Origin of the sequence: Mycobacterium sp. E183, assembly GCF_001667735.1 — a bacterium.
GTDB lineage: Bacteria > Actinomycetota > Actinomycetes > Mycobacteriales > Mycobacteriaceae > Mycobacterium.
In genome coordinates this window covers 1-26603 of sequence record NZ_LZJN01000138.1, presented here as the reverse complement: position 1 = coordinate 26603, position 26603 = coordinate 1, and the positions used below count along the sequence as shown (strand labels likewise).

The 26603-nt window shown below is 70.0% G+C and carries 25 protein-coding genes and 2 pseudogenes; 10 read left to right on the top strand and 17 right to left on the bottom strand.

Going from position 1 to position 26603, the window contains the following annotated elements; genetic code table 11:
• Positions 1-2 precede the first annotated feature (2 nt).
• Positions 3-1550, top strand: a complete 1548-nt coding sequence (locus A5691_RS15320) for an alpha-(1->6)-mannopyranosyltransferase A (RefSeq protein WP_067758553.1) — start codon at positions 3-5, stop codon at positions 1548-1550.
• Positions 1551-1583: 33 nt separating this feature from the next.
• On the opposite strand, the gene A5691_RS15315 is transcribed toward A5691_RS15320, so the two are convergent.
• Positions 1584-1988 carry an Rv2175c family DNA-binding protein gene (locus A5691_RS15315; protein WP_067758550.1) on the bottom strand — a complete coding sequence of 135 codons (405 nt, stop codon included), beginning with the start codon at positions 1986-1988 and terminating at the stop codon, positions 1584-1586.
• Positions 1989-2067: 79 nt separating this feature from the next.
• On the opposite strand from A5691_RS15315, the gene A5691_RS15310 reads away from it, so the two are divergent.
• Entirely contained in the window at positions 2068-3357 is a 1290-nt protein-coding gene (locus A5691_RS15310; RefSeq protein WP_068018186.1) for a protein kinase, read from the top strand.
• Here the strand turns inward: A5691_RS15310 and A5691_RS15305 are convergent.
• The 3 genes from A5691_RS15305 to A5691_RS15295 are packed head-to-tail and all read right to left on the bottom strand — an operon-like array spanning position 3354 to position 6211.
• Positions 3354-4742, bottom strand: a complete 1389-nt coding sequence (locus tag A5691_RS15305; RefSeq protein WP_067758544.1) for a class II 3-deoxy-7-phosphoheptulonate synthase — start codon at positions 4740-4742, stop codon at positions 3354-3356. The genes A5691_RS15310 and A5691_RS15305 overlap by 4 nt on opposite strands.
• A gap of 60 nt (positions 4743-4802) precedes the next feature.
• The gene (locus A5691_RS15300; protein WP_067782938.1) at positions 4803-5324 is read right to left on the bottom strand and encodes a polyadenylate-specific 3'-exoribonuclease AS; all 522 of its coding nucleotides are present in this window, start codon (positions 5322-5324) and stop codon (positions 4803-4805) included.
• A 20-nt stretch (positions 5325-5344) separates the two neighbouring features.
• Entirely contained in the window at positions 5345-6211 is an 867-nt protein-coding gene (locus A5691_RS15295) for a hypothetical protein (RefSeq protein ID WP_156670200.1), read from the bottom strand.
• Positions 6212-6319: 108 nt separating this feature from the next.
• On the opposite strand from A5691_RS15295, the gene A5691_RS15290 reads away from it, so the two are divergent.
• Positions 6320-7603, top strand: a complete 1284-nt coding sequence (locus A5691_RS15290; protein WP_068018183.1) for a glycosyltransferase 87 family protein — start codon at positions 6320-6322, stop codon at positions 7601-7603.
• Positions 7604-7613: 10 nt separating this feature from the next.
• Here the strand turns inward: A5691_RS15290 and A5691_RS15285 are convergent, their stop codons facing one another.
• From A5691_RS15285 to A5691_RS15265, 5 genes are all read right to left on the bottom strand, one after another.
• Entirely contained in the window at positions 7614-8351 is a 738-nt protein-coding gene (locus A5691_RS15285; protein ID WP_067758531.1) for a 1-acyl-sn-glycerol-3-phosphate acyltransferase, read from the bottom strand.
• A gap of 84 nt (positions 8352-8435) precedes the next feature.
• Positions 8436-8816, bottom strand: coding sequence for a hypothetical protein (locus A5691_RS15280; protein ID WP_067758528.1), 381 nt, complete (start codon positions 8814-8816; stop codon positions 8436-8438).
• Entirely contained in the window at positions 8813-10081 is a 1269-nt protein-coding gene (locus A5691_RS15275) for an ArsA family ATPase (protein ID WP_197694445.1), read from the bottom strand. The genes A5691_RS15280 and A5691_RS15275 overlap by 4 nt, the downstream gene beginning before the upstream one ends.
• A complete protein-coding gene (locus tag A5691_RS15270; RefSeq protein WP_067758522.1) occupies positions 10078-10512 on the bottom strand; it encodes an SRPBCC family protein in 435 nt (144 codons plus the stop codon). Before A5691_RS15270 ends, A5691_RS15275 begins: the two co-directional genes overlap by 4 nt.
• A gap of 115 nt (positions 10513-10627) precedes the next feature.
• Positions 10628-11017: a polyketide cyclase / dehydrase and lipid transport gene (locus tag A5691_RS15265; RefSeq protein ID WP_067758671.1), complete on the bottom strand. Its 390-nt coding sequence runs from the start codon at positions 11015-11017 to the stop codon at positions 10628-10630.
• A gap of 134 nt (positions 11018-11151) precedes the next feature.
• Here A5691_RS15265 and A5691_RS15260 point away from each other — a divergent pair, with 134 nt between their 5' ends.
• Positions 11152-12954, top strand: a complete 1803-nt coding sequence (locus A5691_RS15260; protein WP_068018177.1) for a long-chain fatty acid--CoA ligase — start codon at positions 11152-11154, stop codon at positions 12952-12954.
• Between the two features lie 140 nt (positions 12955-13094).
• Here the strand turns inward: A5691_RS15260 and pimB are convergent, their stop codons facing one another.
• The 4 genes from pimB to A5691_RS15240 form a co-directional block, all read right to left on the bottom strand.
• Entirely contained in the window at positions 13095-14237 is a 1143-nt protein-coding gene (pimB, locus tag A5691_RS15255) for a GDP-mannose-dependent alpha-(1-6)-phosphatidylinositol monomannoside mannosyltransferase (RefSeq protein ID WP_068018173.1), read from the bottom strand.
• A 48-nt stretch (positions 14238-14285) separates the two neighbouring features.
• The gene (locus tag A5691_RS15250; protein WP_068018260.1) at positions 14286-15137 is read right to left on the bottom strand and encodes a hypothetical protein; all 852 of its coding nucleotides are present in this window, start codon (positions 15135-15137) and stop codon (positions 14286-14288) included.
• Positions 15138-15162: 25 nt separating this feature from the next.
• Entirely contained in the window at positions 15163-16314 is a 1152-nt protein-coding gene (gene ripC, locus A5691_RS15245; protein WP_067758514.1) for a peptidoglycan hydrolase RipC, read from the bottom strand.
• Positions 16315-16498: 184 nt separating this feature from the next.
• Positions 16499-16753: a hypothetical protein gene (locus tag A5691_RS15240; RefSeq protein ID WP_067758511.1), complete on the bottom strand. Its 255-nt coding sequence runs from the start codon at positions 16751-16753 to the stop codon at positions 16499-16501.
• 168 nt (positions 16754-16921) lie between these two features.
• On the opposite strand from A5691_RS15240, the pseudogene A5691_RS15235 reads away from it, so the two are divergent.
• Positions 16922-18754 (top strand): annotated as a pseudogene (locus tag A5691_RS15235) (DEDD exonuclease domain-containing protein); the annotation flags it as partial.
• On the opposite strand, the gene trpD reads toward A5691_RS15235, so the two are convergent.
• Entirely contained in the window at positions 18692-19801 is a 1110-nt protein-coding gene (gene trpD / locus A5691_RS27395; protein ID WP_231968675.1) for an anthranilate phosphoribosyltransferase, read from the bottom strand. The pseudogene A5691_RS15235 and the gene trpD sit on opposite strands and share 63 nt — an antisense overlap.
• Before the next feature lie 138 nt (positions 19802-19939).
• On the opposite strand from trpD, the gene A5691_RS15230 reads away from it, so the two are divergent.
• Genes A5691_RS15230 through A5691_RS15215 form a run of 4 tightly spaced genes read left to right on the top strand, consistent with a single transcriptional unit; the run spans position 19940 to position 24348 of the window.
• Positions 19940-20551, top strand: coding sequence for a heme-copper oxidase subunit III (locus A5691_RS15230; RefSeq protein ID WP_067274561.1), 612 nt, complete (start codon positions 19940-19942; stop codon positions 20549-20551).
• A 40-nt stretch (positions 20552-20591) separates the two neighbouring features.
• Positions 20592-21446, top strand: a complete 855-nt coding sequence (locus tag A5691_RS15225; RefSeq protein WP_082950336.1) for a cytochrome c — start codon at positions 20592-20594, stop codon at positions 21444-21446.
• The gene (locus A5691_RS15220; protein WP_067758505.1) at positions 21443-22654 is read left to right on the top strand and encodes a ubiquinol-cytochrome c reductase iron-sulfur subunit; all 1212 of its coding nucleotides are present in this window, start codon (positions 21443-21445) and stop codon (positions 22652-22654) included. Before A5691_RS15225 ends, A5691_RS15220 begins: the two co-directional genes overlap by 4 nt.
• On the top strand, positions 22651-24348 hold the full coding sequence (locus A5691_RS15215) for a cytochrome bc complex cytochrome b subunit (RefSeq protein ID WP_067758502.1): 1698 nt from the start codon (positions 22651-22653) through the stop codon (positions 24346-24348). Before A5691_RS15220 ends, A5691_RS15215 begins: the two co-directional genes overlap by 4 nt.
• On the opposite strand, the gene A5691_RS15210 is transcribed toward A5691_RS15215, so the two are convergent.
• Positions 24345-24803: a DUF5994 family protein gene (locus tag A5691_RS15210; protein ID WP_067758662.1), complete on the bottom strand. Its 459-nt coding sequence runs from the start codon at positions 24801-24803 to the stop codon at positions 24345-24347. The two genes, A5691_RS15215 and A5691_RS15210, sit on opposite strands and share 4 nt — an antisense overlap.
• A gap of 338 nt (positions 24804-25141) precedes the next feature.
• Between A5691_RS15210 and A5691_RS15205 the strand changes: the two genes are divergently transcribed.
• Positions 25142-25375 (top strand): hypothetical protein, encoded by a 234-nt coding sequence (locus A5691_RS15205; RefSeq protein ID WP_067758499.1) that lies wholly within the window; start codon positions 25142-25144, stop codon positions 25373-25375.
• Between the two features lie 7 nt (positions 25376-25382).
• Here the strand turns inward: A5691_RS15205 and A5691_RS15200 are convergent, their stop codons facing one another.
• Both A5691_RS15200 and A5691_RS15195 read right to left on the bottom strand, forming a co-directional pair.
• Positions 25383-26024 carry a DUF2561 family protein gene (locus A5691_RS15200; protein WP_068018171.1) on the bottom strand — a complete coding sequence of 214 codons (642 nt, stop codon included), beginning with the start codon at positions 26022-26024 and terminating at the stop codon, positions 25383-25385.
• A pseudogene (locus tag A5691_RS15195) lies at positions 26024-26299 on the bottom strand (MmpS family transport accessory protein); the annotation flags it as partial. The gene A5691_RS15200 and the pseudogene A5691_RS15195, both read right to left, overlap by 1 nt.
• Positions 26300-26603: the final 304 nt, after the last annotated feature.

Below are 26603 nucleotides of genomic sequence, written 5' to 3'. Positions count from 1 at the left end.
CGATGACGACGCCGACGCACACCCCACCGTCCGACTCGCCGGAAGCGAAACCGGCTGGCGCCGGGTGGTTTTCACAGCTGCGCGCGTTCGCCGGCGCGGCGGAGTCCGGACCGGCGAAGCTGGGCATGCTCGGTTCGGTGCTGATCCTGGTGGGCGGCCTCGGCGCGGGCAGCACCCGCCAACACGACCCGCTGCTGGAGTCGATCCACATGTCCTGGCTGCGTTTTGGCCACGGGCTGGTGTTGTCGTCCGTGGTGTTGTGGGCGGGCGTGGGCCTGATGCTGATCGCCTGGCTGCGCCTGGGCCGGCGCGTGCTGGCCGGCGAGGTGACCGAGTTCATGATGAAGGCCACCACCGGCTTCTGGCTGGTGCCGTTGCTGCTCTCGGTGCCCGTCTTCAGCCGGGACACCTATTCGTACCTGGCGCAGGGCGCGCTGCTGCGCGACGGCCTCGACCCCTACGCGGTGGGGCCGGTCGCCAACCCGAACAGCTTGCTGGACAACGTAAGTCCCATCTGGACGATCACCACCGCCCCCTACGGCCCGGCATTCATCCTGGTGGCGAAGCTGGTCACCATGGCCGTCGGCAACAACGTGGTGGCCGGAACGGCGCTGCTGCGGCTGTGCATGCTGCCGGGGCTGGCGCTGCTGATCTGGGCCACCCCGCGGCTGGCCCGGCACCTGGGCACCGACGGATCGACGGCGCTGTGGATCTGCGTCCTCAACCCGCTGGTGCTCATCCATCTGATGGGCGGGGTGCACAACGAGATGCTGATGGTGGGCTTGATGGCCGCCGGCATCGCGCTGAGTTTCGCCGGGCGGCACGTGCTGGGCACGACGCTGATCACGGTGGCCATCGCGGTCAAGGCCACCGCCGGAATCGCGCTGCCGTTCATGGTGTGGGTCTGGACCCGCCACCTGCGCGACCGCCGCGGATACCGGCCGGCCACGGCGTTCGCGGCGGCCACGGCGATGTCGCTGTTGATCTTCGGCGTCGTGTTCGGCATCCTGTCGGCCGTGGCCGGGGTGGGCCTGGGGTGGCTGACCGCGCTGGCCGGTTCGGTGAAGATCATCAACTGGCTCACGGTGCCGACCGCCGCCGCCAACATCATCCACGCCGTGTTCAACGGGTTCTTCGTGGTGCACTTCTACCCGATGCTGCGCATCACCCGCCTCGTCGGAATCGCGGTCATCGCGGTGTCGCTGCCGTTGCTGTGGTGGCGCTTCCGGCGCGACGACCGCGCCGCGCTGACCGGCATCGCGGTCTCGATGCTCGTCGTGGTGCTGTTCGTGCCCGCGGCCCTGCCGTGGTACTACTCCTGGCCATTGGCGGTGGTCGCCCCGCTGGCGCAATCGCGACGGGCGATCGCGGTCATCGCCGGGCTGTCGACGTGGGTGATGGTGATCTTCAAACCCGATGGCTCGCACGGGATGTACTCGTGGCTGCATTTCTCGCTGGCCACGGTCTGCGCGCTGATCGCCTGGTACAGCCTGGACCGCGCGCCGGACCGGCGGGCGGGCGCGGCGGACGACGCGCTGGAAAAGGCGTAGTGCCGGCTCAATAGGCCGGCTCAGTAGGCCCGCTCAGTAGGCCATGGCCTGCGCCCGCCGCACGACCTCGCGCGCCTGGTGCGCGTGCAGGGCGTCGACGGGGCGGGCATTGCTGACGGCATCCCGGCTGCCGTCGCGGGTGATCGTCAGCGACGGGTCGGGGGTGAACAACCACCGCACGATCTCGGTGTCGTGGTAGCCGCCGTCGTGCAGGATCGTCAGCAGCCCCGGCAGGCTCTTGACCACCTCACCGGACTTGGTGAAGAACACCTGCGGCACCACCACGCCGCCGTCCCGCTTCACCGCGACCAGGTGGCCTTCCCGAAGCTGCTGCTGCACCTTGCTGACCGAGATTCGGAGCAATTCGGCGACCCGCGGCAGGTCGTAGGTGGGCTCGTCGGGGTCCAGAACATCGTCGCCGGCAGGAACACTGCTCACGGCGCAAGTGTAGGCCTTGCCACGCGGATTGAACCCAAGTTCCGGCGTCCAATCACACCGCCGCACCTACGATGGCCCCGTGGCCGAAGCTGAATCGCCCGGGTCGTCCGGCCGTCCCGGCCCGCACCGTCGCCCGGCCGACGCCGGCGCCGCAGACCCGCTGGACAACGCGTTGCTGGACGGCCGCTACCTGGTGCAGTCCAAGATCGCCAGCGGAGGCACGTCGACGGTGTACCGCGGCCTCGACACCCGGCTCGACCGCCCGGTGGCGGTGAAGGTGATGGATTCGCGCTACGCGGGCGACGACCAGTTCCTGACCCGCTTCCAGCGCGAAGCCCGCTCGGTCGCTCGGCTGAAGGATCCCGGCCTCGTCGCGGTCTACGACCAGGGCCTGGACTCCCGGCACCCGTTCTTGGTGATGGAGCTGATCGAGGGTGGCACGCTGCGCGAGCTGCTGGCCGAGCGCGGTCCGATGCCGCCGTACGCCGTGGCCGCGGTGTTGCGCCCGGTGCTGAGCGGGCTCGCCGCGGCGCACCGGTCCGGGCTGGTCCACCGCGACGTCAAGCCCGAAAACGTGCTGATCTCCGACCAGGGTGAGGTCAAGATCGCGGACTTCGGCTTGGTCCGCGCCGTCGCGGCCGCCGGAATCACTTCCACGAGCGTCATTTTGGGAACCGCGGCGTACCTGTCGCCCGAGCAGGTGCGCGACGGTGACGCCAGCCCGCGCAGCGACGTGTACGCCGCCGGGATCCTCACCTACGAGCTGCTCACCGGGCGCACCCCGTTCACCGGCGACTCGCCGCTGTCGATCGCCTACCAACGGCTGGATACCGATGTGCCGCCGCCCAGCGCGGCGATCGACGGCGTGCCCCCGCAGTTCGACGAGTTCGTCCGGCGCGCGACGGCGCGCGACCCGGCCAACCGCTACGCCGACGCGATCGAGATGGGCGCCGACCTCGAGGCGATCGCCGAAGAGCTTGCGCTGCCGGACTTCTCCGTCCCCGCGCCGCGCAACTCCGCGCAGCACCGGTCGGCGGCGCTGCACCACAGCCGCATGAGCCAACGCCCGTTTGCCGCGCCACCGCCGGCGGCGGCTCCGGTCCGCCACCCCACCCGCCAGTTGACCCGCGGCCCCGAGGACTGGTCCGAGCCGCAGCGCGCACCGGTGTCCGACGACGAGCCCGAGGAAGCCTACGAATACCAGCCTGTCACAGGCGAATTCGCGGGCATTCCGATCGGCGAGTTCGCCTACGCCCGCCAGCGCGGGCGGCGCTTGGTGCTGATCTGGGTGGCCCTGGTGCTGGCGCTCACCGGGATGGTCGCCACCGCGGCGTGGACGATCGGGAGCAACCTGAACGGGCTGTTCTAGTCGCGCAACATCTCGGCGACCAGGAACGCCAGCTCCAGCGACTGCTGGGTGTTGAGCCGCGGGTCGCAGGCCGTCTCGTACCGCCCCGCCAGATCCAGGTCCGAAATGTCTTGCGCCCCACCGAGGCATTCCGTGACGTCCTCGCCGGTGATCTCGACGTGGATGCCACCGGGGTGAGTGCCCAGCGCGCGGTGCACCTCGAAGAAGCCCTGCACCTCGTCGACGACGCGGTCGAAGTGCCGCGTCTTGTAGCCGTTGGACGACTCGTGGGTGTTGCCGTGCATGGGGTCGCACTGCCAGATCACCTGATGGCCGGTGGCCTGAACCTTCTCGACGATCGGGGGCAGCAGGTCGCGCACCTTGTTGTTGCCCATCCGGCTCACCAACGTCAACCGGCCCGGCTTGTTGTTCGGGTCAAGCCGTTCCACGTATTCGACGGCCAGCTCCGGGGTCATCGTCGGGCCGATCTTCACGCCGATCGGGTTGGCGATCACTTCCGCGAACGCGATGTGCGCGCCGTCGAGCTGGCGCGTGCGCTCGCCGATCCAGACGGTGTGCGCCGACAGGTCGAACAGCTGCGGTTCGCCGTCCTCGCTCTCCGACAGCCGCAGCATGGCCCGCTCGTAGTCGAGCACCAAAGCCTCATGGCTGGCGTAGATTTCGGCGGTCTGCAGGTTACGGTCGGCCACCCCGCAGGCGCTCATGAACTTCAGGCCGCGGTCGATCTCGTTGGCCAGCGCCTCGTACCGGGCGCCCGCCGGCGACGTCCGGACGAACTCGCGGTTCCAGTCGTGCACCAGGTGCAGCGACGCCAGCCCCGAGGACGTCAGCGCCCGCACCAGGTTCATCGCCGCGCTGGCGTTGGCGTAGGCGCGCACCAGCCGCGACGGGTCGTGCTCGCGGGCGGCCGCATCCGGGGCGAAGCCGTTGATCATGTCGCCGCGGTAGGACCGCAACCCCAGGGCGTCGATGTCCGCCGACCGCGGCTTGGCGTACTGGCCGGCGATGCGGGCCACCTTGACCACCGGCATGCTCGCGCCGTACGTCAGCACCACGGCCATCTGCAGCAACGCGCGGATGTTGCCCCGGATGTGGGGCTCGGTGTTGTCGGTGAAGGTCTCCGCACAGTCGCCGCCCTGCAGCAGGAACGCCTCGCCCCTGGCGACCTGGGCCAGCTGCTCCTGCAGCCGGAGGATCTCCGAGGGCACCGTCACCGGCGGCACGCTCTCGAGGACGGTCCGCATCGCCGTCGCCTGGTCGGCCGGCCAACTGGGTTGCTGGGCGGCCGGCTTGGCCAGTGCGGCGTCCAGCCGGGCCCGCAGGTCGTGCGGCAGCGGCGGCAGCGCCGGTAGCTGGTCGATCGGGATGTCGACGGTCCAGTTCATCGGTCCATGGTAACCGGGCGGCGAGGGTGACTGATCAGGGCGAACGCCGTTCGGACGGGCTCAGGCCGGCTCCCCGGTCGCGTCGCCGCCAGGACCGTCCGCGTCCGCCGCGGTGATGAGCCGGTATCGCCGCAGCTGGTCGCGGGCGTCGACCAGCGCGTCGTGGGCGTCGCGCGACCGCGGCGGCATCGGCGGGCACCCCCGGTCCTCCCACAATTGCCGCAGGTCCCGGGTGAAGCGGGGCAGCGCGCGCGGCAACTCGGGCATCGTGCCCCACAGCTGGCACAGGGCGACGTGGTCGTAGGCGCCGATCCACGCCCACAGCTCGATCGGGTCGGCCCCGTCGACGCCTAAGAAGTCCTCGAGGTCCGCGCGGATCTGCCTGCGTGAGCGCCACAGCTTCGACGCCGGGGACGGCAGCTTGGGCAGCACGTTGGCGCGCACCCAGCCACCGGCGCGCTCGGGATCGAATTCCGTGGACACGGCGTAATACTCGCGCCCGTCCTCGGCCACCACCCCGATCGAGATCAACTCGATGGTGCGGCCGTCCTCGATGAACTCGGTGTCGTAGAAGTACCGCACCTTGAAAGCCTATGAGTAGCCTATCTGCTGATCAGGATGGGCCCGGTCGGCGGCGGCGCGGGGTGCACCTCGTGGTCCAGCTGGGCGTCGACGACCCGCTCGTCGGGCATCCCGGGGGTGCCGGCGATCGCGCACTGCAGGTACAGCTTGGCCCGCACCACGGGGCGACGCAGCGTCCGTTCCCGCTGCAGCGCGCGGCGCATCTTCTCCGGCTGTGCGGTGTATCGCCAGCGGGCCCAGGGCGCGTGCGGGCGCGACAACCGGATCGCGCCGATCACCAGCAGGACGACGATGAACATGCCGAGCAGCCCGGTCCACACCTTGCCCTTGAGCACCACCACCACGGCCAGCGGCAGCGTCAACACCAGGCCGCCGGCCACCGCGGCACGCAGCGGCCACGAATCGGTGCCCTCCCAGATCGGCAGGAAGAACATCAGCGGGTGCAGCCCCATGATCAACAGGCCGGCCACCCCGACCGCGGCGAAGACGGCGTCCACCGACGTCCGACCGTCCTCCGACCAGTAGACGTCCGACAGGTGCAGGATCAGCGCGTACTCGTCGAGCACCAGGGCCGCGCCTATCCCGAAAAATATTGCGGACAGGGTGAATTCGGGCTCGTGACCGTCGATGGACAGGGTGACCAACGTCAGCCCGGACAGCAACACCAACACCACGCCGAACGTCACGTGGTGGATGTGGATGCCGCCGACATGGACGTTGCGCGGGTGCCACCATCGGGCCGGCCGGCCCGCGTCGGCGCGGTGCCGGATGAGCCGCACGAACGTCCGCGTGACGAAGAAGGTCAGGATGAACGCCACCAGGCAGCACAGCAGGGGCAACCGGCCGCCGCCGAGGATGTCGTTCGCGAACCAGTGCGTCACCCGCAGAACGAACCAGTGGAGCACTCTTGAAACGTACGCCTGTGGGCGTCCGCCCCGCGGGAGCCGCGCTGGGCCACCTCGCACGCCCAGGCACCCATTACGCTGTTGTGCGACATGAGTAGATCGCGGACGCCCGGCGCGGGCAGCCACCCCGGGCGCGTCCTGTTGTGGTGCGGGCTCTGGCTGCTGGCGGCGGCGGGGCTGGGCTATGTGGCCTGGCAGCTGTTCGGACACACGCCCTACCGCATCGACATCGACGTGTATCAGATGGGCGCGCAGGCCTGGATGCACGGGCATTCGCTGTACCACGGCGATGTGTTGTTCCACACACCGATCGGGCTCAACCTGCCGTTCACCTATCCCCCGCTCGCCGCGATCGTGTTCTGCCCGTTCGCCTGGCTGCACATGCCGGCCGCCAGCGTCGCGATCACGGCGCTGACGCTGGTGTTGCTGGTCGTGTCGACGCTGATCGTGCTGACCCGCCTCGACGTCTGGGCCGCGTCGACGGCGCTGCCCGGCCCGGCGTGGCTGCGCCGCTGGTGGCTCGCGGTCGTCATCACCGCGGCGGCGACGATGTGGCTGGAACCGGTCACGTCGAACTTCGCCTTCGGCCAGATCAACGTCGTGCTGATGACCCTGGTGATCGCCGACTGCGTGCCGCGCCGCACACCGTGGCCGCGCGGCCTGTTGCTGGGCCTGGGCATCGCGCTCAAACTCACGCCGGCCGTGTTCCTGCTGTACTTCCTGCTGCGCCGGGACAACCGCGCCGCGGTGACCGCGCTGATGTCCTTCGTGGGGGCGACGGCGCTCGGTTTCGTTCTGGCGTGGAGCGATTCGTGGGAGTACTGGACGCACACGCTGGCCCACACCGACCGGATCGGCGAGGCCGCGTTGAACACCGATCAGAACATCGCCGGGGCGCTGGCCCGCATCGGGCTGGGCGAGCAGCAGCGCTTCCTGCTCTGGGTGGCCGCCTCGCTGCTGGTCCTGGCGCTGACGGTGTGGGCGATGCGCAGGGTGCTGCGGGCCGACGAGCCCGTGCTGGCGGTCGTGTGCGTCGCGCTGTTCGGGTTGGTGGTCTCGCCGGTCTCCTGGTCACACCACTGGGTGTGGGGGCTGCCGACGGTCGTGGTGCTGGCCGTGCTGGCCTGGCGGCGCCGCAACGTGGCGCTGGGCGTGGTCGGCGCGGCGGGGGTGGCGCTGATGCGTTGGTCGACGATCGACCTGCTACCCAAGCATCACGAGGCGGCGGCCGTCTGGTGGCGGCAGCTCGCGGGGATGTCCTACGTCTGGTGGGCGCTGGCGGTCCTCGTCGCGGCCGGGCTGACGGTCACCGCGCGCACGCCCGCGCGGGATTCCGCCCCGCAGCGATTGACGCCGGTGACAGCGGTCGGCTGATCGCGACGGTTCAGCCGACGGCGGTTTCGGGAATCCGCGCGGCCTCGCCGGTCGATCCCTGACCGGACGCCCCGTTGCGGTTTTCCTTGACGCTGGCGGCGTAGATGTCGACGTACTCCTGGCCGGAAAGCCCCATCAGCTCGTAGATCACCTCGTCGATGACGGCGCGCTCGATGAAGCGGTTGCCGGCCAGCCCTTCGAAACGGGAGAAGTCCATCGGCTTGCCGAAGCGGACGGTGACCCGCCCGAAGCGCAGCATGTTCGAGCCGGGCGGGTTCACGACGTTGGTGCCGATCATCGCCACCGGGATCACCGGCACCCCGGTGTGCAGCGCCAGCCGCGCCAGACCGGTCTTGCCCTTGTACAGCCGGCCGTCCGGCGAACGGGTGCCCTCGGGGTACATGCCCAACAACTTGCCCGCCGACAGCAGCCGCTCGGCGGTGTTCAGCGCGGCCTGCGCGCTGTCGGCGTCGGTCCGGTCGATCGGCACCTGGCCCACCGCGGTGAAAAACCAGCGCTGGAACCAGCCCTTCAAACCGGTTCCGGTGAAGTATTCGGCTTTCGCCAGGAAGGTGATCCGGCGGCGCACCACCAACGGCAGGTAGAAACTGTCCATCACCGCTAGGTGATTACTGGCCAGGATCGCCGGGCCGGAACTCGGAATATGTTCCAGGCCTTCAACTTTCGGCCTACCGAGCAGGGCCAGCAACGGGCCGAGGAGTATGTACTTGAATAGCCAGTACCACATGGCCCTCCCTCTCGCCCGCCCGCCGGTGTTCTGCGCCAACTGTACCCATCGCGTGGGCGGCGGACCACCTCCGGCGCGGCCGGGTCACTCCTCGACGGTGACGGGGATGGGCTGATACCGGGTCCTGGTCGTGGCCTCGGGACTCGCCGGCCCGGCGCCACCGTCGTCGGTCGGCCCGTCGGGCGGCGGTTTGGCCGCGCCGTTGATGTCGTCGAGCATGGCGCGCACGACCTCGAGCAGGGCGATGCTGTGGTCGGCGATGACGGTGATCAGCGGGTGCTGATCACCGGTCGCCAGCGCGGCCAGCGCGCAGACCGGGCACCACACCTGCTGACACTTGCCGGTCCCGACTCCCCGGCCCGCCGTCAGCGCGGCCGCCGTCCGCATCGCCGGATCGATACCGTCCAGGATCGCCTGGGCGAGCCTGCGCAGCTCCGGACCGATTTCGGAATGACCCCCACTCACTTAGGCCACACCTCCGGGTCTGGTCGAAATCGGACTGTCAGCTCGCTACCGCGCAGGTGGGCGTCCAGCACCGTGCACCGTCGCAGCACGGATGCCAGGCGAACCCTGCGCCGCAACCCGCCCGCGCTGATGATCAGGTCGTCATCGACGCGCCCCAACGTCAGCCCCGACGGATCGAGTTGCGGCAACGCTAGCCGCATCCGGTAGATCGAACCAAGTCCCGTGCCGGATTCCAGGTCCACCGTCGGACGCAGCGGTCCCGGCGGGGGCGTTCCGCCACGGCGGCGGGCGTTGTCGAGCAAAGCGCCCAGCGCCTTGGGGCCGATCGGCTCGCCGGACAGATGCGGAGTCATGACCAGGGCCACCTCACCGATGGTGGCGTCGAGCTCGTCGAGAACACCACGTTGTTCGGAAATGCGTTCGGCGTACCAGTAAAACGCGGGGTGCTCCGGCAGGTTGCGGTATTCGTAGGACTCGTCCTCGGCCAGGACCTGGTTGACGATGAGTTCCTCGACGCGCACCCCCATCAGGGCCAGCGACCCGAGCGTCCTTGCCGCCTCGGCCGCAACCACCCGCTCGGGCGTCAACACCAAATGCGCGCTGACCAATTCGCCGTCGGTCAAAAGGGCACCGAGCCCCTCGACGCTTGCGCTGATGCGCTCCAGCAGTTCCACCGCCGCCGCGGACCGCGCGTCGTCGGCGCCGACGGAGAGCCGGCGATGGCGCGGCCACGCCCGCTCGACGTACAGCCCGAAGGTGGCGGGCAAGGTCAACATCCGCAGCGCGTCGGCGGTCGAGGCGCAGTCGACGACGATGCGGTCCCAGGCGCCGGAGCAGGCCAGCTCACCGACGGCGTGCAGGCCGAGCACCTCCTGAACCCCGGGCAGCGCCGAAAGCTCTTCTGGAGCAATGGTACTCAGCTCCGAGTCGGGAAATCGCCGATCCAGCGTCTCGACCACGTCACGCCACCGCACCTCGAGCAGGGCCAACGTGTCCAACGCCAGCGCGTCCAGAAAACCACCGCCGGCCTGGGCGTCATCGGCGAGGACCCGAACCAGTTCGTCCTGACTGGGCGGGACGGGAACACCGAGCACGTCGCCCAGCGAGTGCGCCTGATCGGTGGAGACCACCAGCACGCGCTGGCCCGCGCTCGCGGCGCTGACGGCCGTGGCGCAGGCCAGCGTGGATTTTCCTACCCCGCCCTTACCAACGAAGAGGCTGATCCGGGCCGGGGTGGGCGCCGGCGATTGGCTGGACTCACTCAGCCCTCGACTCGTTTCTTCAGATCCTTCAACGCGGTGTCGGTCAGCCGGCGTTCGGCCTTGCGCTTGAGCAGGCCGATCATCGGGACGGCGAGGTCGACCGAGAGCTCATAGGTCACCTCGGTGCCAGATCCCTTGGGCGCCAACCGATATGTGCCTTCCAGCGAGCGCAACAGCGAGCTGGAGACCAATGTCCAGCTGACCGATTGCCGGTCCTTGGGCCACTGGTAGGCCATGACCAAGGTGTCCTTGAGCACGGCGGCGTCCAGCACCACCCGCGCGACTTTCGGGTTGCCGTCGGCGTCCGTCTCCTGGACCTCGGCCTCGCGGTACTCCGAGATCCATTGCGGGTAGGAATCGATGTCCGCGATGACGTCCATCACGGTGCCCGGGTCGGCCTCGATGTAGATGGTCTGCGACGTTTTTTCCGCCACCTGGTGCTGCCCTCTCTCCCGCAAGCGGTCGACGCCGCCGGCGGGGAACTACCGTGCGGGTCTGACCCCCGGGCCTACGGCCCGAAACGGTACTCTCCCTGCAAGCCTGACCCGGCTAAACTACCGGAGAAACTCCGACCGGACGTGACCGTTCCAGTGTCGTCTTGACCTCGAAGGCCATTTTCTTGCCCGCCACCCGACGGCGGTGTGTCATTTTCGCCAGATTGAGCTTGGCCAGCTGCCAGGCCGCCACGCCGGTCGGCTCGGCATGCAGGAAGTAGTGCAGCACAACCCCGTCCAGTGACGGCTCCAGCCAGATCTCCATGGTGCCGGTCAGCGCGCCGGTGATCGCCCACCGGATGCCTTTGTCGGCCCGGTCCTCGACGACCTGCAGCCGCAGGTCCGGCCACCAGCGACGCCAGCACGACCGGTCGGCGACCGCGGCCCCGACCCGCGCACCGTCGGCGGCGATGAACGTCTCGTCCGCGATCTGGATGCTGTTCACCACCCCAGCTTCACACAGCTCTCCCGAGGCCCCGCAGACTGCCACCATTCCTGCACGAACGCGCGGATTAGGCTGGACCACAACCAGCCGTCCCCCCGGACCGTCAGCCAAGCCAAAAAACGAGGTCAGTAAGAGTGCGTGAGTACAGTGTCCCCGCCCGTTTCACCGTCGGCGAGCACGACAACATCGCGGCCATGGTCTTCGAGCACGAGCGATCAGATCCCGGCTTCGTCATCTTCCGCCGTCAGGTCGACGGCGTCTGGACCGACGTCACCTGCGCCGAGGTGGCCACACAGGTTCGCTCCGCGGCGCTGGGCCTGATCGGCCTTGGCGTGCAGGCCGGCGACCGGGTCTCCATCTTCTCGGCCACCCGCTACGAGTGGGCGATCATCGACCTCGCGATCCTGTCCGTGGGCGCCGTCACGGTGCCGATCTACGAGACGTCGTCGGCCGAACAGGTGCGCTGGGTGCTGCAGGACTCCGAGGCGGTGCTGGCCTTCGCCGAAACCGACGCGCACGCCGCGATGGTCACCGAACTCACCGCCGAGCTGCCCGCGCTGCGCCGCGTGCTGCACATCGACGGGTCGGGCCCCAAGGCACTCGACCAGCTCGCGGAGGCCGGCGCGTCGGTGGAGCCCGCCGAGCTCACCGCCCGCCAGGAGGTGCTGCGCGCCGACGACCCGGCGACGCTGATCTACACCTCCGGCACCACCGGACGGCCCAAGGGCTGCCAGCTCACCCATTCCAACCTGCTGTACGAGACGCGGGGCGCCAAGGAGTGCCTGCCGACGCTGCTGGACGAGGGTCAGCGGCTGCTGATCTTCCTGCCGCTGGCCCACGTGCTGGCGCGCTCGCTGACACTTTCGGCGTTCGCCAACAAGGTGACCGTCGGGTTCACCAGCGACATCAAGAACCTGCTGCCGATGTTCGCCGTGTTCAAGCCGACGGTGGTGGTGTCGGTACCGCGGGTGTTCGAGAAGGTCTACAACACCGCCGAGCAGAGCGCGGTCAACGACGGCAAGGGACGCATCTTCGCCGCCGCCGTGCAGACCGCGGTCGACTGGAGCCAGGCGCAGGACCGCGGGCGCACCGGGCTGGTGCTACGCGCCAAGCACGCGCTGTTCGACCGGCTGGTCTATCACAAGCTGCGCGCCGCGCTGGGCGGCGAATGCCACGCGTCGGTCTCGGGCGGCGCCCCGCTGGGCGCGCGGCTGGGCCACTTCTACCGCGGCGTCGGGCTGACCATCCACGAGGGCTACGGCCTGACGGAGACCAGCTCGGCCATCACGGTCAACCAGGTCGGCAACGTGCGGATCGGGACGGTCGGAACGTTGTTGCCGGGCAACAGCATACGCATCGCCGAGGACGGCGAACTGCTGGTCCGCGGCGGCGTGGTGTTCAGCGGCTACTGGCGCAACGAGCAGGCCACCGACGACGCGTTCACCGACGGCTGGTTCAGGACGGGTGACCTCGGCGCGCTCGACGAGGACGGCTTCCTGAAGATCACCGGCCGCAAGAAGGAGATCATCGTGACCGCCGGCGGCAAGAACGTCGCCCCAGCGGTGCTCGAGGACCAGCTGCGGGCGCACGCGCTGATCAGCCAGGCCATGGTGGTGGGCGACGCCAAGCCGTTCATCGGCGCGCTGATCACCATCGACCCCGAGGCGTTCGGCGCGTGGAAGGAGCGCAACCACAAGGCGGCCGGCGCGGCGGTGGCCGACCTGGTCAACGACCCCGACCTGGTCGCCGAGGTGGACGCCGCCGTCAAGCACGCCAATCAGTCCGTGTCGCACGCCGAGTCCATCCGCAAATTCCGCATCCTGCCGGTCGATTTCACCGAGGACACCGGTGAGCTGACGCCGACGATGAAGGTCAAGCGCAACGTGGTGGCCGAGAAGTTCGCCTCCGACATCGACTGGATCTACGAAAAGGAATAGCTAGCCGCGCCCGGCAGCGGTGGGCGACCATCCCGTTCTCCCCAGTTCGAGGTGGCGCACTGAGGACCGCCACCGCTTGCGAGCGTCACGCCAGCATGACGAGGGGCGTCGAGCGTCACGCCAGCGTGACGCTCGAGCGGCTAGGCGCGCAAAAGCTCGGCCAGCCGGGCCGCGAGCGTGTCCCACCGCCAGTGGGCCTGCACCCACTCGCGTCCGGCCGCCCCCATTGCCGCGGCCCGGTCCGGATCGCCGAGTACCTCGGTGACGGCGTCGGCGACGACGTCCGGCGACCGTCCATCGACCACCAAGCCAGTCTTGTTGTGCTGCACGGCTTCCGGTGCCCCGCCGGAGTCGCCGGCGATCACCGGCTTGCCGGTCGCGGACGCCTCGAGGAACACGATGCCCAGGCCCTCGACGTCCATGCCGGCGCCGCGGGTGCGGCACGGCATCGCGAAGACGTCGGCCAGCGCATGGTGGGCGGGCAGTTCGGCGGCCGGCACGCCCCCGGTGAACGTCACGTGCTCGGCGACCCCGCAGTCGCGGGCCAGCTTTCGCAGCGAGTCCAGGTAGGGACCGCCGCCGACGATCACCAGGGCCGCGCCGTCTACGCGTTGTCGGATCGACGGCAGCGCCTTGATCAGGGTGTCCTGGCCCTTGCGCGGCACCAGCCGGGACACGCACACGACCGTCGGCCGCTGGCCCAGCCGATACCGGTCGCGCAGCTCGGCGCCGGCCGCCGGGTCGGGCCGGAACCGGTCGGTGTTGACCCCGGGCGGCAGGTATTCCAGCGAGGCTTTGGGTCCGAACGCCGGCGCGAACCGGGCGCGGGTATAGCGGCTGACGAACGTGACGACGTCGGTGGTGTCGCCGATGCGGCGGAGCACCGACCGGGCGACCGGGAGCATCGACCAGCCGACCTCGTGGCCGTGCGTGCTGGCCACCACCCGGGTCGCGCCGGCCTGGCGCGCGCGCGACGCCAGCAACGCCAGCGGCGCCGCCGCCCCGAACCAGACGGTGTCGATGTCGTTCTCGGCGATCAGCCGGCGCATCCGAGCGTCCACCGCCGGTCCCGGCAGCATCAGCGTGCCCGGGTGACGGAACACCCGGTAACCGGCCGCCCCGGCCGACTCGTCGAAGGCGTCGGCGCCCTTCCACTGCGGCGCGTACACCGTCACCGAATGCAACCGGGCATCGACCAGCCGTCCGACGAAGTCGTTCAGGTAGGACTGGATCCCGCCCGGCCGGGGCGGAAAGTCGTTGGTAACCAGCAGGACCCGACTCACCGCGTCAGGCTAGCCTGCGCGCGCACCCGGGCCGTGCGGGGCATCTCCTCAGCCCGGGTGGGTCAGCCAGTCGTGCCAGCGCGCGAGCAGGCCGGCCGAGTCGGTCGCCAGGACGTCGTGGACGGCGGCGGGCACGTCGGTGTGGCGGACACCGCAGACGGCCAGATACAGGTCGCGCAGCTTGGCCGCGCCGTAGGTGTCGGCGACGAAACGCGCGAACCACCAGGCCCGGTCGTAGGCGAGCGAGCGCTGCGACCCGGGCGCGTCCAGGTCGGCGTCCGAGGGCAACGTCAGCGGCACCGGCAACGCGTCGGCGGACACCGGCGTGCGGGGCCGGGCGACGAAGTCGGCCACGCCCTCGGCCAGCCATCGGGGCGCGTCCGCGGCGGTCTCCGCCCGAGCGGCGTAGTGAAAAAGCTCGTGCGCCAATACGATTCGGAGCGCCCCCTCGGTCATGGTGGCCGCGCCTGGCGCAAAGACGATCCGCTCACCCACCGCCGCCCGGTGCGCCGGATCGACGCGGTCGGCAACTGTTACCGCCGCGATGTCGACCCACTGCGCCGCCGGTCCCCCGCCGGCGGCGGCGCGAAACTCCTCGTCGGTGCGCGCCGCGACCAGCGAGATCTCGCGCGACCATTGCACGCCCCAGAACACCTCGACCGCGTCGATCGCGGCGCCGAGGTCGGAGGCCAGCCGCGACAGCAGGCGATCACTGGCCGGGCCGCCGAAACCGGCCAGCCGAACGGTGCGGTCACCGATGACCAGCGACTTCGTCGTGGCGCTCGCCTGGGTGCGCGTCGGCGTGACCAGCTGCGCCGGCCGGATCCCGACACCGCGTCCGGCTTCGAGCGGCACGGCCGCCGCGACGATGAGCTCGACCAGGAATACCCAGGCCAGCAGCAGCGTGAGCCGACGGGCGGGGCCTCTAGTAGCGGCGGGCGTCGTGGACCGGGCCTGCGGCATTCATCGGCACCACCCGCACCGGCTGGCCGTAGGTGGAGGAATGGATCACCATGCCGTCACCGACGTAGAGGCCGCTGTGTGACGCGTCGTTGTAGAAGGTGATCACGTCCCCGGGCTGCAGGTCCGACAGCGCCACCGGTTGGCCGCCTGTGGCCTGCGCCTGGCTGGAGTGGGGCAGCGAAATGCCGGCCTGCTGGAACGCCCACATCACCAGCCCGGAGCAGTCGAACCCGCCGGGCGCGGCACCGCCCCACACATAGGGCGAGCCGACCTGGGTCAGCGCCGCCTGCACGACGGTCGCGCGGTCACCGCCGCCGACCCCGCCGCCGAACGGCCCGGGCATTCCGCCGGGAGGCGGCGCCTCACCGGGTGCCTGCCCCGCGGGCGGCGGCGCGCCCGGGGGCGCGGCCTCCGGCGCGGGCGCGCCGGGTGCCGGGAGACCGGCCGGGATGGGCCCGGGATCGGCGAGCGCCGTGCGCTGCTCGGGCGACAGCGAGACGTACTGCGACTTGACGACCGCGATCTGCACCTGCAGCTGACTTTGCTTGGACTGCAGGCTCGCGCGCACCGCGGCGGCCTGCTCGGCCGCGCTCTTGGCGTCGGCGGCGGCCTTGGCGGAATCCCGCTCGGCCTTGGCGGCCTGCTCGCCGGCGACCCGGAAGTTCGTCATCTGGTCGGCCATCTGCGTCGCCATCTGGCGCTGCATGGCCAGCTTGTCGATCAGCCCCTGCGGCGACCCGGCGGTCAACATGGCCGTCATGCCGTCCACGCGGCCGCCCATGTAGGTGGCGGCGGCGAGTTTGTTGACGGCGCTCTGGTAGGACGCCAACCGGGCCCTGGCCGCATCGACGGCGGCCTGGGCGTCGTCGTGCTTCTTGTCCGCCGCCCGCTCGGCCACCAACTTGTCGTTCAGGTCGAGCTGCGCGCTGTGCATCGCCTCGGTGGTCTGCTCGGCCTGGCGGGACAACTCGTTGAGTTTCGCCAGCGCGTCGTCGGCCGGGTCGGCCGAGACGTGCGCAGCAAGGACACCCGTTAACACAGTGAAGCCCGCTAGCGTCCCGATGGCAGTTCGTGTGAGGACACGCGCAAACGGGTATCTAGAGTCAAGCCTCAAGATTTTGCTTCCTTAAACGGCCACCGACGCGCCCTCGCGCCGTCGAGCTGGTTTAGGTCTCAAACAGGTTACGAAACGATATCGACGTTTGTCCAAAGCGAGCGGTTAAGAAATTGGATAGATTTCTGTCATTATCGTGTGAACGACGCTGACCCCCTCGTAAGCCTTTGGCACACAAAGCATCCTAGGCGACGCCCGAATCGTGCTCGCGGCGGATGGGCACCAGCCGCAATCGCGGCGCCAGGCCGACATCGGCGAGCACCGCCAATGCAGCGCATTCGTCTTCCAACAAAGTTTCCGGGACCCCGAGTATCACGCTGACTACGCAATCGCGGCACCCGGGCCCGCGCACCGCGCAGTCGTCGCAGTCGATCACCACCGGGGCGCCCGCATCCGGCGCCTTCGCGCCGTAGCCGTCGGGTCTGCTGCTTCGTGCCATCGGGATCGGTCCTCTCGGTCGGGCTGGGTGAACGTCAGGTCGGACTGTCCGAACGGTAACCGCAGCCACCGACAACCAGCCGGCACCGCGTTTCGGCTGGCAACAGGCTCGACTCGCCCCGGCGTGGGAGCCGCGCGGGTGTCGGTGGTCACGCTTAACCTCGCGGCCATGGGTGCCGGTGGTGCGACTCAGCTCAGCTTCGCCGACTTGGGGTCGCCCTTTGCCACCGCCGACGCCCCGCTGCGCGACACCACATTCGTGGTGGTGGACCTGGAAACCACCGGCGGCCGCACCAAGGGCACGGACGGAAACGCCCCCGACGCCATCACCGAGATCGGCGCGGTCAAGGTTCGCGGCGGCGTGGTGCTCGGCGAGTTTGCCACGCTCGTCGACCCGGAACGCAGCATCCCGCCGCAGGTCGTGCAGCTGACCGGCATCACCACCGCGATGGTGTCCGACGCTCCGAGGATCGACGCGGTGTTGCCGATGTTCCTCGAGTTCGCCGGGGACGCGGTGCTGGTCGCGCACAACGCCGGGTTCGACATCGGGTTCCTGCGCGCCGCGGCGGCGCGGTGCGACATCGCCTGGCCCCGACCGCGGGTGCTGTGCACGGTGCGGCTGGCCCGCCGGGTGCTCAGCCGCGAGGAAGCCCCCAGCGTGCGGCTGGCCGCCCTGGCGCGGCTGTTCGCCGTCGCCACACAGCCCACCCACCGCGCCCTCGACGACGCGCGCGCCACCGTCGACGTGCTGCACGCCCTCATCGAGCGCGTGGGCAATCAGGGCGTGCACACCTACGCCGACCTGCGCGCCTACCTGCCGGACGTCACGCCGGCCCAGCGGCGCAAGCGGGTCCTCGCCGAGGGCCTGCCCCGCCGGCCTGGCGTCTACCTGTTCCGCGGGCCGTCGGGCGAGGTGCTCTACGTCGGCACCGCCGTCGACCAGCGCCGCCGGGTCGGCCAGTACTTCACCGGCGCGGACCCGCGCGGCCGGATGAAGGAGATGGTCAACCTGGCCACCTCGGTCGACCACGTCGAGTGCGCCCACGCCCTGGAGGCCGGCGTCCGCGAACTGCGGCTGCTGGCCGCGCACGCCCCGCCCTACAACCGCCGGTCGCGGTTCCCGCACCGATGGTGGTGGGTGGCGCTCACCGACGAGGCGTTCCCGCGGCTCGCGGTGGTGCGGGCGCCCCGCCATGACCGCGCCGTCGGCCCGTTCCGCTCGCGTGCCGACGCCGCCGACACGGCCGCCCTGCTGGCCCGCTTCACCGGGCTGCGGACCTGCACCGCCCGGCTGGGGCGCTCGGTCCTGCACGGCCCGGCCTGCGCCGAGGTCGAGGTCTCGCCGTGCCCCGCGGCGCGCGGCGTCACGGCGACCCAATACGCCGCGGCCGTCGCGCACGCCACCGCCTTGATCGACGGCCTGGAGAATGCCGCCCTGGCCGCCGCCGTGGACCAGGTCGCGGCGCTGGCCGACCGCCGCCACTTCGAGAGCGCCGCCCGCCTGCGCGACCGCACCGCCACAGCCGTCGAGACCCTGTGGCGCGGCCAGCGGCTGCGCGCCCTGGCCGCGCTGCCCGAGCTGATCGCGGCCGCGCCCGACGGACAGGGCGGCTACCACCTCGCCGTCGTCCGGCACGGCCAGCTCGCGGCGGCGGGCTCCGCCCGGCGCGGGGTGCCCCCGATGCCGGTGGTCGACGCGATTGTGGCTGGGGCACAAGCGATTCTGCCGAGCCCGGCCCCGCTCGGCGGTGCGCTGGTGGAGGAGTCCGCCCTCATCGCGCGCTGGCTGGCCGGCCCGGGGGTGCGCATCGTCCGCGTCGACGACTCCCCCGACGCGGCGGGGTGGGCGTCACCGTTGCGCTCCGCCGGCGGGTGGGCGGCGTGGGCGGCCTCGGCGCGCTCGGCCCGGTTGGCGTACGAGCAAGCGGCCCAACGTGATTCAGACCTGCTGGCCGAACCGCACCCATCGCGCCAGCAGCTGTTCGGCCGCACCGGAATCGATCGCCGCGCCGGCGCGCCGCAGCCCGTCCTCCCACGCCGGCAACCATTCAGCGCGGCTGGATAGCCCGGCGTGCGCGACGATCGCACCGGCGGCGTTGAGCACGACGGCGTCCCGGACCGGGCCCTTTCCGCCGGCCAGCACCGCGCGCACCTCCGCCGCGTTGGCTTGCGCGTCGCCGCCCAGCAGATCGCCCAGATCGGCTCGGGCGAAACCGAAGCCGGCCGGATCGAAGGTCAGCCTGTCCACCGTGCCGGCCTGCACGCGCCAAATCGTGCTGGTGGTGGTCGTGGTCAGCTCGTCGAGCCCGTCGTCGCCGTGCACCACCAGCACGCTGGACCGGCGACCGGCGAACACCCCCGCCATCACCTCGGCCAGGTCGGCGAATGCGCAGCCGATCAAGCCCGCCCGCGGCCTGGCCGGATTGGTAAGCGGCCCAAGAAGATTGAACACCGTCGGCACGCCGATCTCGCGGCGCGCCGCGGACGCGTGCCGGTACGACGGGTGAAACAGCGGCGCGAAGCAGAACCCGATGCCCACCTCCGCGAGGCTCCGCGCGACCTGCTCGGGTTCGAGCTCGATGCGCACCCCGAGCGCCTCCAGCGTGTCGGCGCCGCCGGCGAGCGACGACGACGCGCGGTTGCCGTGTTTGACCACCGGCACGCCCGCGGCGGCGACCACGATCGCCGCCATGGTGGACAAGTTGAAGGTGTTGGCGCCGTCACCACCGGTTCCGACGATGTCGACGGCACCGGAGGCGATGTCGCGCACGCCCGCGGGCAGCGGGCGGGCGTGGCTCAGCATGACCTCGGCCAGCTCGCTGACCTCGGCCGAGGTGGGCACCTTCATCTTCATCGCCACCGCGAAGGCGGCGACCTGGGCCGGGCTCGCGTCGCCGGACATGATCTGGGCCATGGCCCAGGCTGCCTGGCCGCGGGGCAGATCGTGGCGGTCGGTCAACCGGCCCAGGATCCGCGGCCACGACGGCGCCGTTCCCGCCGCGCCCGCGGCGGAACCCCCGAGGGATGAAGCCTCAGATGACAGAGCCACGCGCCGATGGTCCCACGAGGACCGAACCTCCCCCAACCGTCGCATACGGCCGCCCGCTCCCGCCGTGGTCGCGACGCGAAAACATCAAATGCCGCCCCGGGTGGAGTTCAACAACTACAAAGCGTCATACTTGCGGATGTGACCAGCGCTGTAGGGACCTCAGGTACTGCAATCACGTCGCGGGTTCATTCGTTGAATCGACCCAACATGGTCAGTGTCGGCACCATCGTTTGGCTCTCCAGCGAGCTGATGTTCTTTGCCGGCCTGTTCGCGATGTACTTCACCGCGCGTGCGCAGTCGGGCGGAAAGTGGCCGCCGCCGCCGACCGAACTCAACCTCTATCAGGCCGTACCGGTGACGCTGGTGCTGATCGCGTCGTCGTTCACCTGCCAGATGGGCGTGTTCGCGGCCGAACGCGGCGACGTCTTCGGGCTGCGCCGGTGGTACGTGATCACCTTCCTGATGGGCCTGTTCTTCGTTTGCGGGCAGGGCTACGAGTACTACCACCTGGCCACCCACGGCACGACGATTCCGGGCAGCGCCTACGGCAGCGTCTTCTACCTGGCGACCGGTTTCCACGGGCTGCACGTCACCGGCGGTCTGATCGCGTTCATCTTCCTGCTGGCCCGCACCGCGATGAGCAAGTTCACTCCGGCGCAGGCCACCGCGAGCATCGTCGTGTCCTACTACTGGCATTTCGTCGACATCGTGTGGATCGCGCTGTTCACCGTGATCTATTTCATCCGATGAGCCGACGGCTCCGAATAACGGAATGAACAGGAGTGCTCGGTTGAAGAAGCTGGGGTCCATGCGAAACCGGAAGCCGCGAAAAGCAGCGAGTGATCGCTCCCGGCGGCGGCTGCGCCGCCGCTTGTCCGGCGGGCTGCTGCTGCTGATCGCGCTGACCATCGCCGGCGGGCTGGCGGCCGTGCTGACGCCGCGCCCGCAGGTGGCCGTCGCCGACGAGTCGTCCTCGGCGCTGCTGCGGACCGGCAAGCAGCTGTTCGAGACGTCGTGCGTCTCTTGCCACGGCGCCAACCTGCAGGGCGTGCCCGACCGCGGCCCCAGCCTGATCGGGGTCGGCGAGGAGGCCGTCTACTTCCAGGTGTCCACCGGCCGGATGCCCGCGATGACGGGCGAGGCCCAGGCGCCGCGCAAGGAGCCGATCTTCGACGAGGCGCAGGTCGACGCCCTGGGCGCCTACGTGCAGGCCAACGGCGGCGGCCCGACCACGGTGCGCAACCCCGACGGCAGCCTGGCCATGAAGTCGCTGCGCGGCGAGGACCTGGGCCGCGGCGGTGACTTGTTCCGGCTGAACTGCTCCTCCTGCCACAACTTCACCGGCAAGGGCGGGGCGCTGTCGTCGGGCAAGTACGCGCCGCCGCTCGAGCCGGCCAACGAGCAGCAGATCCTGGCGGCGATGCGGACCGGCCCGCAGAACATGCCGAAGTTCTCCGACGGCCAGCTGTCCTTCGAAGCCAAGAAGGACATCATCGGCTACATCAAGGCGGTCACCGAGGAGCGCCAGCCCGGCGGCTACGGCCTCGGCGGCTTCGGGCCCGCGCCCGAGGGCATGGCGGCGTGGATCATCGGGATGGTCGCCGCCATCGGTTTGGCACTGTGGATTGGGGCACGAGCATCATGAGCGAAAAGGACGTTCGCGGCTCCGACACCGGCGGAACCGCCCATGGTGTCGGCGAGAGGGAACCCGACGACGCCGCGCTGGCGGCCATGTCGCGCGACGAGCTGGTGGCGCTGGGCGGCAAGCTCGACGGCGTCGAGACGATCGTCAAGGAACCCCGCTGGCCCGTCGAGGGCACCAAGGCCGAGAAGCGCGCCGAGCGTGGGGTCGCCCTGTGGCTGCTGCTCGGCGGCGGCTTCGGCCTGGCGCTGCTGCTGGTCTTCCTGTTCTGGCCGTGGGAGTACAAGCCCAAGAGCGCCGCGGGCAGCCTGCTCTACGACCTGGCCACCCCGCTGTACGGGCTGACCTTCGGGATGTCGATCCTGTCGATCGCGATCGGCACCATCCTCTACCAGAAACGGTTTATCCCGGAAGAGATTTCGATCCAGCAGCGCCACGACGGCGCCTCGCGGGACGTCGACCGCAAGACGGTGGTAGCGAACCTGACCGACGCCCTGGAGGGCTCGACCGTCCGCCGCCGCAAGGTGATCGGGGCGTCGCTGGGGCTGGGCCTCGGCGCGTTCGGCCTGTCGACCCTGGTGGCCTTCGCCGGCGGCCTGATCAAGAACCCGTGGAAACCGGTGGTGCCCACCGCAAACGGGAAGAAGGCGGTGCTGTGGACGTCCGGGTGGACCCCGCGGTACGCGGGCGAGACCATCTTCCTCGCGCGGGCCACCGGCTCCGCAGGCGCGTCGCCGTTCATCAAGATGCGGCCCGAAGACCTCGACGCAGGCGGCATGGAGACCGTGTTCCCGTGGCGGGAATCCGACGGTGACGGCACCACGCCGGAATCGCAGGAGAAGCTGCGGGCGATCAACCAGGGCGTCCGAAACCCCGTGATGCTCATCCGGATCCGGCCCACGGACATGCCGCGGGTGGTCAAGCGCCAGGGCCAGGAGAGCTTCAACTTCGGCGAGTTGTTCGCCTACACCAAGGTCTGCTCGCACCTCGGTTGCCCCGCGTCGCTGTACGAGGAGCAGTCCTACCGAATCCTGTGCCCCTGCCACCAGTCGCAGTTCGACGCCCTGCACTTCGCCAAGCCGATCTTCGGCCCGGCGGCCCGTGCGCTGGCGCAACTGCCCATCACGATCGACTCCAACGGGTATCTGGTCGCCAACGGTGACTTCGTCGAACCCGTCGGACCGGCATTCTGGGAGAGGACGACAACATGAGTCCCAAACTGAGTCCCCCGAAACCGCCGAAGATCGGCGATGTTCTGGCCCGTCAGGGCGAGGACATCGACACTCGCTATCACCCCTCGGCGGCGGTGCGCAGGCAGCTGAACAAGGTCTTCCCGACGCACTGGTCGTTCCTGTTGGGTGAGATCGCGATGTACAGCTTCATCGTGCTGCTGCTCACCGGCGTGTACCTGACGCTGTTCTTCGACCCGTCCATGGCCGAGGTCACCTACAACGGCGCCTACCAGCCGCTGCGCGGCGTGGACATGTCCAAGGCGTTCGCCTCGACCCTGGACATCTCGTTCGAGGTGCGTGGCGGCCTGTTCGTTCGGCAGGTACACCACTGGGCCGCTTTGATTTTCGCCGCCTCCATCATGGTCCACCTGGCCCGCATCTTCTTCACCGGCGCGTTCCGGCGGCCCCGCGAGGCGAACTGGGTGATCGGCTCGCTGCTGCTGATCCTGGCGATGTTCGAGGGGTACTTCGGCTACTCGCTGCCCGACGACCTGTTGTCGGGTATCGGCCTGCGCGCCGCGCTGTCCTCGATCACGCTCGGGATGCCGGTGATCGGCACCTGGCTGCACTGGGCGCTGTTCGGCGGCGACTTCCCCTGCGGCGGCATCGGCAACGAGTGCGCGACGGTGGGCACCATCATCCCGCGGATGTACGCGCTGCACATCCTGCTGCTCCCCGGGATCATCCTGGCGCTGATCGGGCTGCACCTCGCGATGGTCTGGTTCCAGAAGCACACCCAGTTCCCCGGCCCGGGCCGCACGGAGCAGAACGTCGTGGGCGTGCGCGTGATGCCGATCTTCGCGGTGAAATCCGGCGCGTTCTTCGCCGCGATCGTGGGCGTGCTCGGACTGATGGGTGGGCTGTTGCAGATCAACCCGATCTGGAACCTGGGCCCCTACAAGCCATCTCACGTCTCCGCCGGCTCACAGCCCGACTTTTACATGATGTGGACCGAGGGCCTGGCGCGTATCTGGCCGCCGTGGGAGTTCTACTTCTGGCACCACACCATCCCGGCGCCCGTCTGGGTGGCGCTGCTGATGGGCCTGATCTTCGTCCTGCTGATCGTCTACCCCTTCTTGGAGAAGCGGTTCAGCGGCGACTACGCCCACCACAACCTGCTGCAGCGGCCGCGTGACGCCCCGGTGCGCACCGCGATCGGTGCGATGGCGATCGCGTTCTACATGGTGCTGACGCTCAGCGCGATGAACGACATCATCGCGTTGAAGTTCCAGATCTCGCTGAACGCGACGACCTGGATCGGCCGCATCGGAATGGTGGTCCTGCCGCCGGTGGTCTACTTCATCGCCTACCGGTGGTGCGTGGCGCTGCAGCGCAGCGACCGGGAGGTGCTGGCGCACGGCATCGAGACGGGCATCATCAAGCGGCTGCCGCATGGCGCGTACATCGAGCTGCATCAGCCGCTCGGCCCGGTCGACGACCACGGCCACCCGCTACCGCTCGAGTATCAGGGCGCGGCACTGCCGAAGCGGATGAACAAGCTGGGCTCGGCGGGTTCACCCGGGCACGGCAGCTTCCTGTTCGCCGACCCGGTGTCGGAGGATGCGGCGCTGCGCGAGGCGGCACACAGCTCGGAGCAACGCGCCCTCACCGCCCTGCGCGAGCACCAGGAGAGCACCGTCGGTTCAAACGGCAAGAACGGCGAGCACCACTAGCCTCGCGCTGGTTCGGTGACAGCCGTGCCGCACTGTTGGTGCGCGGCCCGCAGGATGGAGCCGGCGGTCAGAAACGCCGGCTTCACCTGGTCGCGCGCCTCGACGGGTAGGTCGGCCGCGCAGCGCAACACCATCAGGGCGAGCGCGCTGTAGGTCGCGTACGGGATGACCAGCAGGTTGACGCGTGCGTCGGCCCCGATGACGGTCATCACGTGCTGACGTTTCCGTTCCCATCCGGACCAGTTCAGGTCGGGCGGCCGCTGCAGCGGTGGCCAGTTGACGTTGATGGACTCGACCTCCCCAAGCAACGGGGTCAGGACGGCGATCAGCTCGGGCAACTCGTTGGTGATGCGGTCCGCGCGTGGCCACCACGCGCCGTCGATCGCCCGCCCGAGCTCACGCCCCACCGACAGCCGGACGGGGTTGGCTCGACGTCGGCGTTCCGGCGCGCTCATCGACGGGCTCGGCGGTCGTGGCCGGTTGTGGCATCCACGGGCGGTTTCCTTCACGTCGGCGTCGTTCGCCCCGGCGGGCGCGGGGCGGACGGAGGAATCGCATTGCCCGTGGGTGGCACCCGCACCGATCGCACGGACCACCGCTGACAACGAAACGGCTCGCCGTCGACGCTACGCCCCCGGTGACCTGTCGGGACGGCCAGGGTGACCCCACCGACGCCGGAATCGCCCCGGTGTCGCGGCAACCGGCTCGGCCCCGCCGGTCCACTAGAGTTGTGGGTGCCTGACCGTGGCGCTGTCCTGGTGAGCGGGGGGCCGAAACGGTGAGGACGGGCGTAATGGCAATACAGGACTGGGCCGACGCGCCAGAGATCCATCCCTCGAAGATCCGCGTCGGTGACATCATCGGCACGCTGCGTCCCACGCAGCTGCGCTACACCGTCAAGATGATCAGCGGACCGCAGACGACCCCGCGGCGCTGGACGTTCTTCGGCCGCGACGCCAACGGCGCGCAACACACCGGCACCTTCGGCGAGGACGAATCGGTTCGCCGGTACGGCAAGGCGTCCTGACCGGCGCCTACCCCCCGTCGACGACCCGGCGCAGCTGGCGAACGTGCAGCCATTCGATCGCCGGCATCCCGGCGGTGACGACACCGGCGACTGCGTACGCGGCCCAGGACGGGCCGTCGTGGCCCACGGCCATCAGGTAGGTGGCCGTCGCCACCGCGACCAGCGCCCCGCCCAGCGCGGTCACCAACAGCACGGTGCCGCGCAACCAGACCCGATCGACGGTCTCACCCGACCAGTCGGAATCTCCCGCCGGAGCCGGCGCCTGGGGCCGCGGTTGCCGCGCCCGCTCGGCCGCGGTGCGCGGCGCCTGCGACATCAGCCGCACCGGCGGCCTGCTGGGCGCGGTCATCCCCCGGGCGGCCGGGTCGGTCTGGGCCATCCGGCGCGCCCGTATCAGCATCGGAATCGCCCCGGCGATGATCAGCGCGGACACGATGATCACGGCATACAGCACCCACGAGGTGGAATGCGTGTTGCTGGCCGCCTTGTGAAAGCCGCGGCCCAAGTCCGCCAGCGCGACGGTCGCGGCCACGCTCACCCCCAGCAACACCAGCCAGATCGCCGCGCACGCACCGATCAGGATGCGGTCGATCACGTCCGGCGAAATGGTGTCGTCGCCGCGGCGGTACGCCGAATACCTGCTGACCATCAGCAGCTCGTCTGCGGTGCGTCGTTGGTGTTCGACGAGAGGACCGTTCCGTCGCTCGTCGTGATCGAGCAGTTGAGCCGGCTGACCCGGAAGAGGCTGGACGCCTCGACGGAGCCCACGTCGGACTGCGAGATCGGCGTGACCGTCATCGACCACGGGATGTACACGTTGTGCTGCGTACGCCGCCGCCCGGACGCGTCGACGTAGGTCACCGAGATGATGTCCCCGGGCGCCTTGGTGCCGGTGACCGAGTAGGTCACCTGCCGCGGGGTCGTCTGCGGTCCGCTGATCATCTTGACGGTGTAGCGCAGCTGCGTGGGACGCAGCGTGCCGATGATGTCACCGACGCGGATCTTCGAGGGATGGATCTCTGGCGCGTCGGCCCAGTCCTGTATTGCCATTACGCCCGTCCTCACCGTTTCGGCCCCCCGCTCACCAGGACAGCGCCACGGTCAGGCACCCACAACTCTAGTGGACCGGCGGGGCCGAGCCGGTTGCCGCGACACCGGGGCGATTCCGGCGTCGGTGGGGTCACCCTGGCCGTCCCGACAGGTCACCGGGGGCGTAGCGTCGACGGCG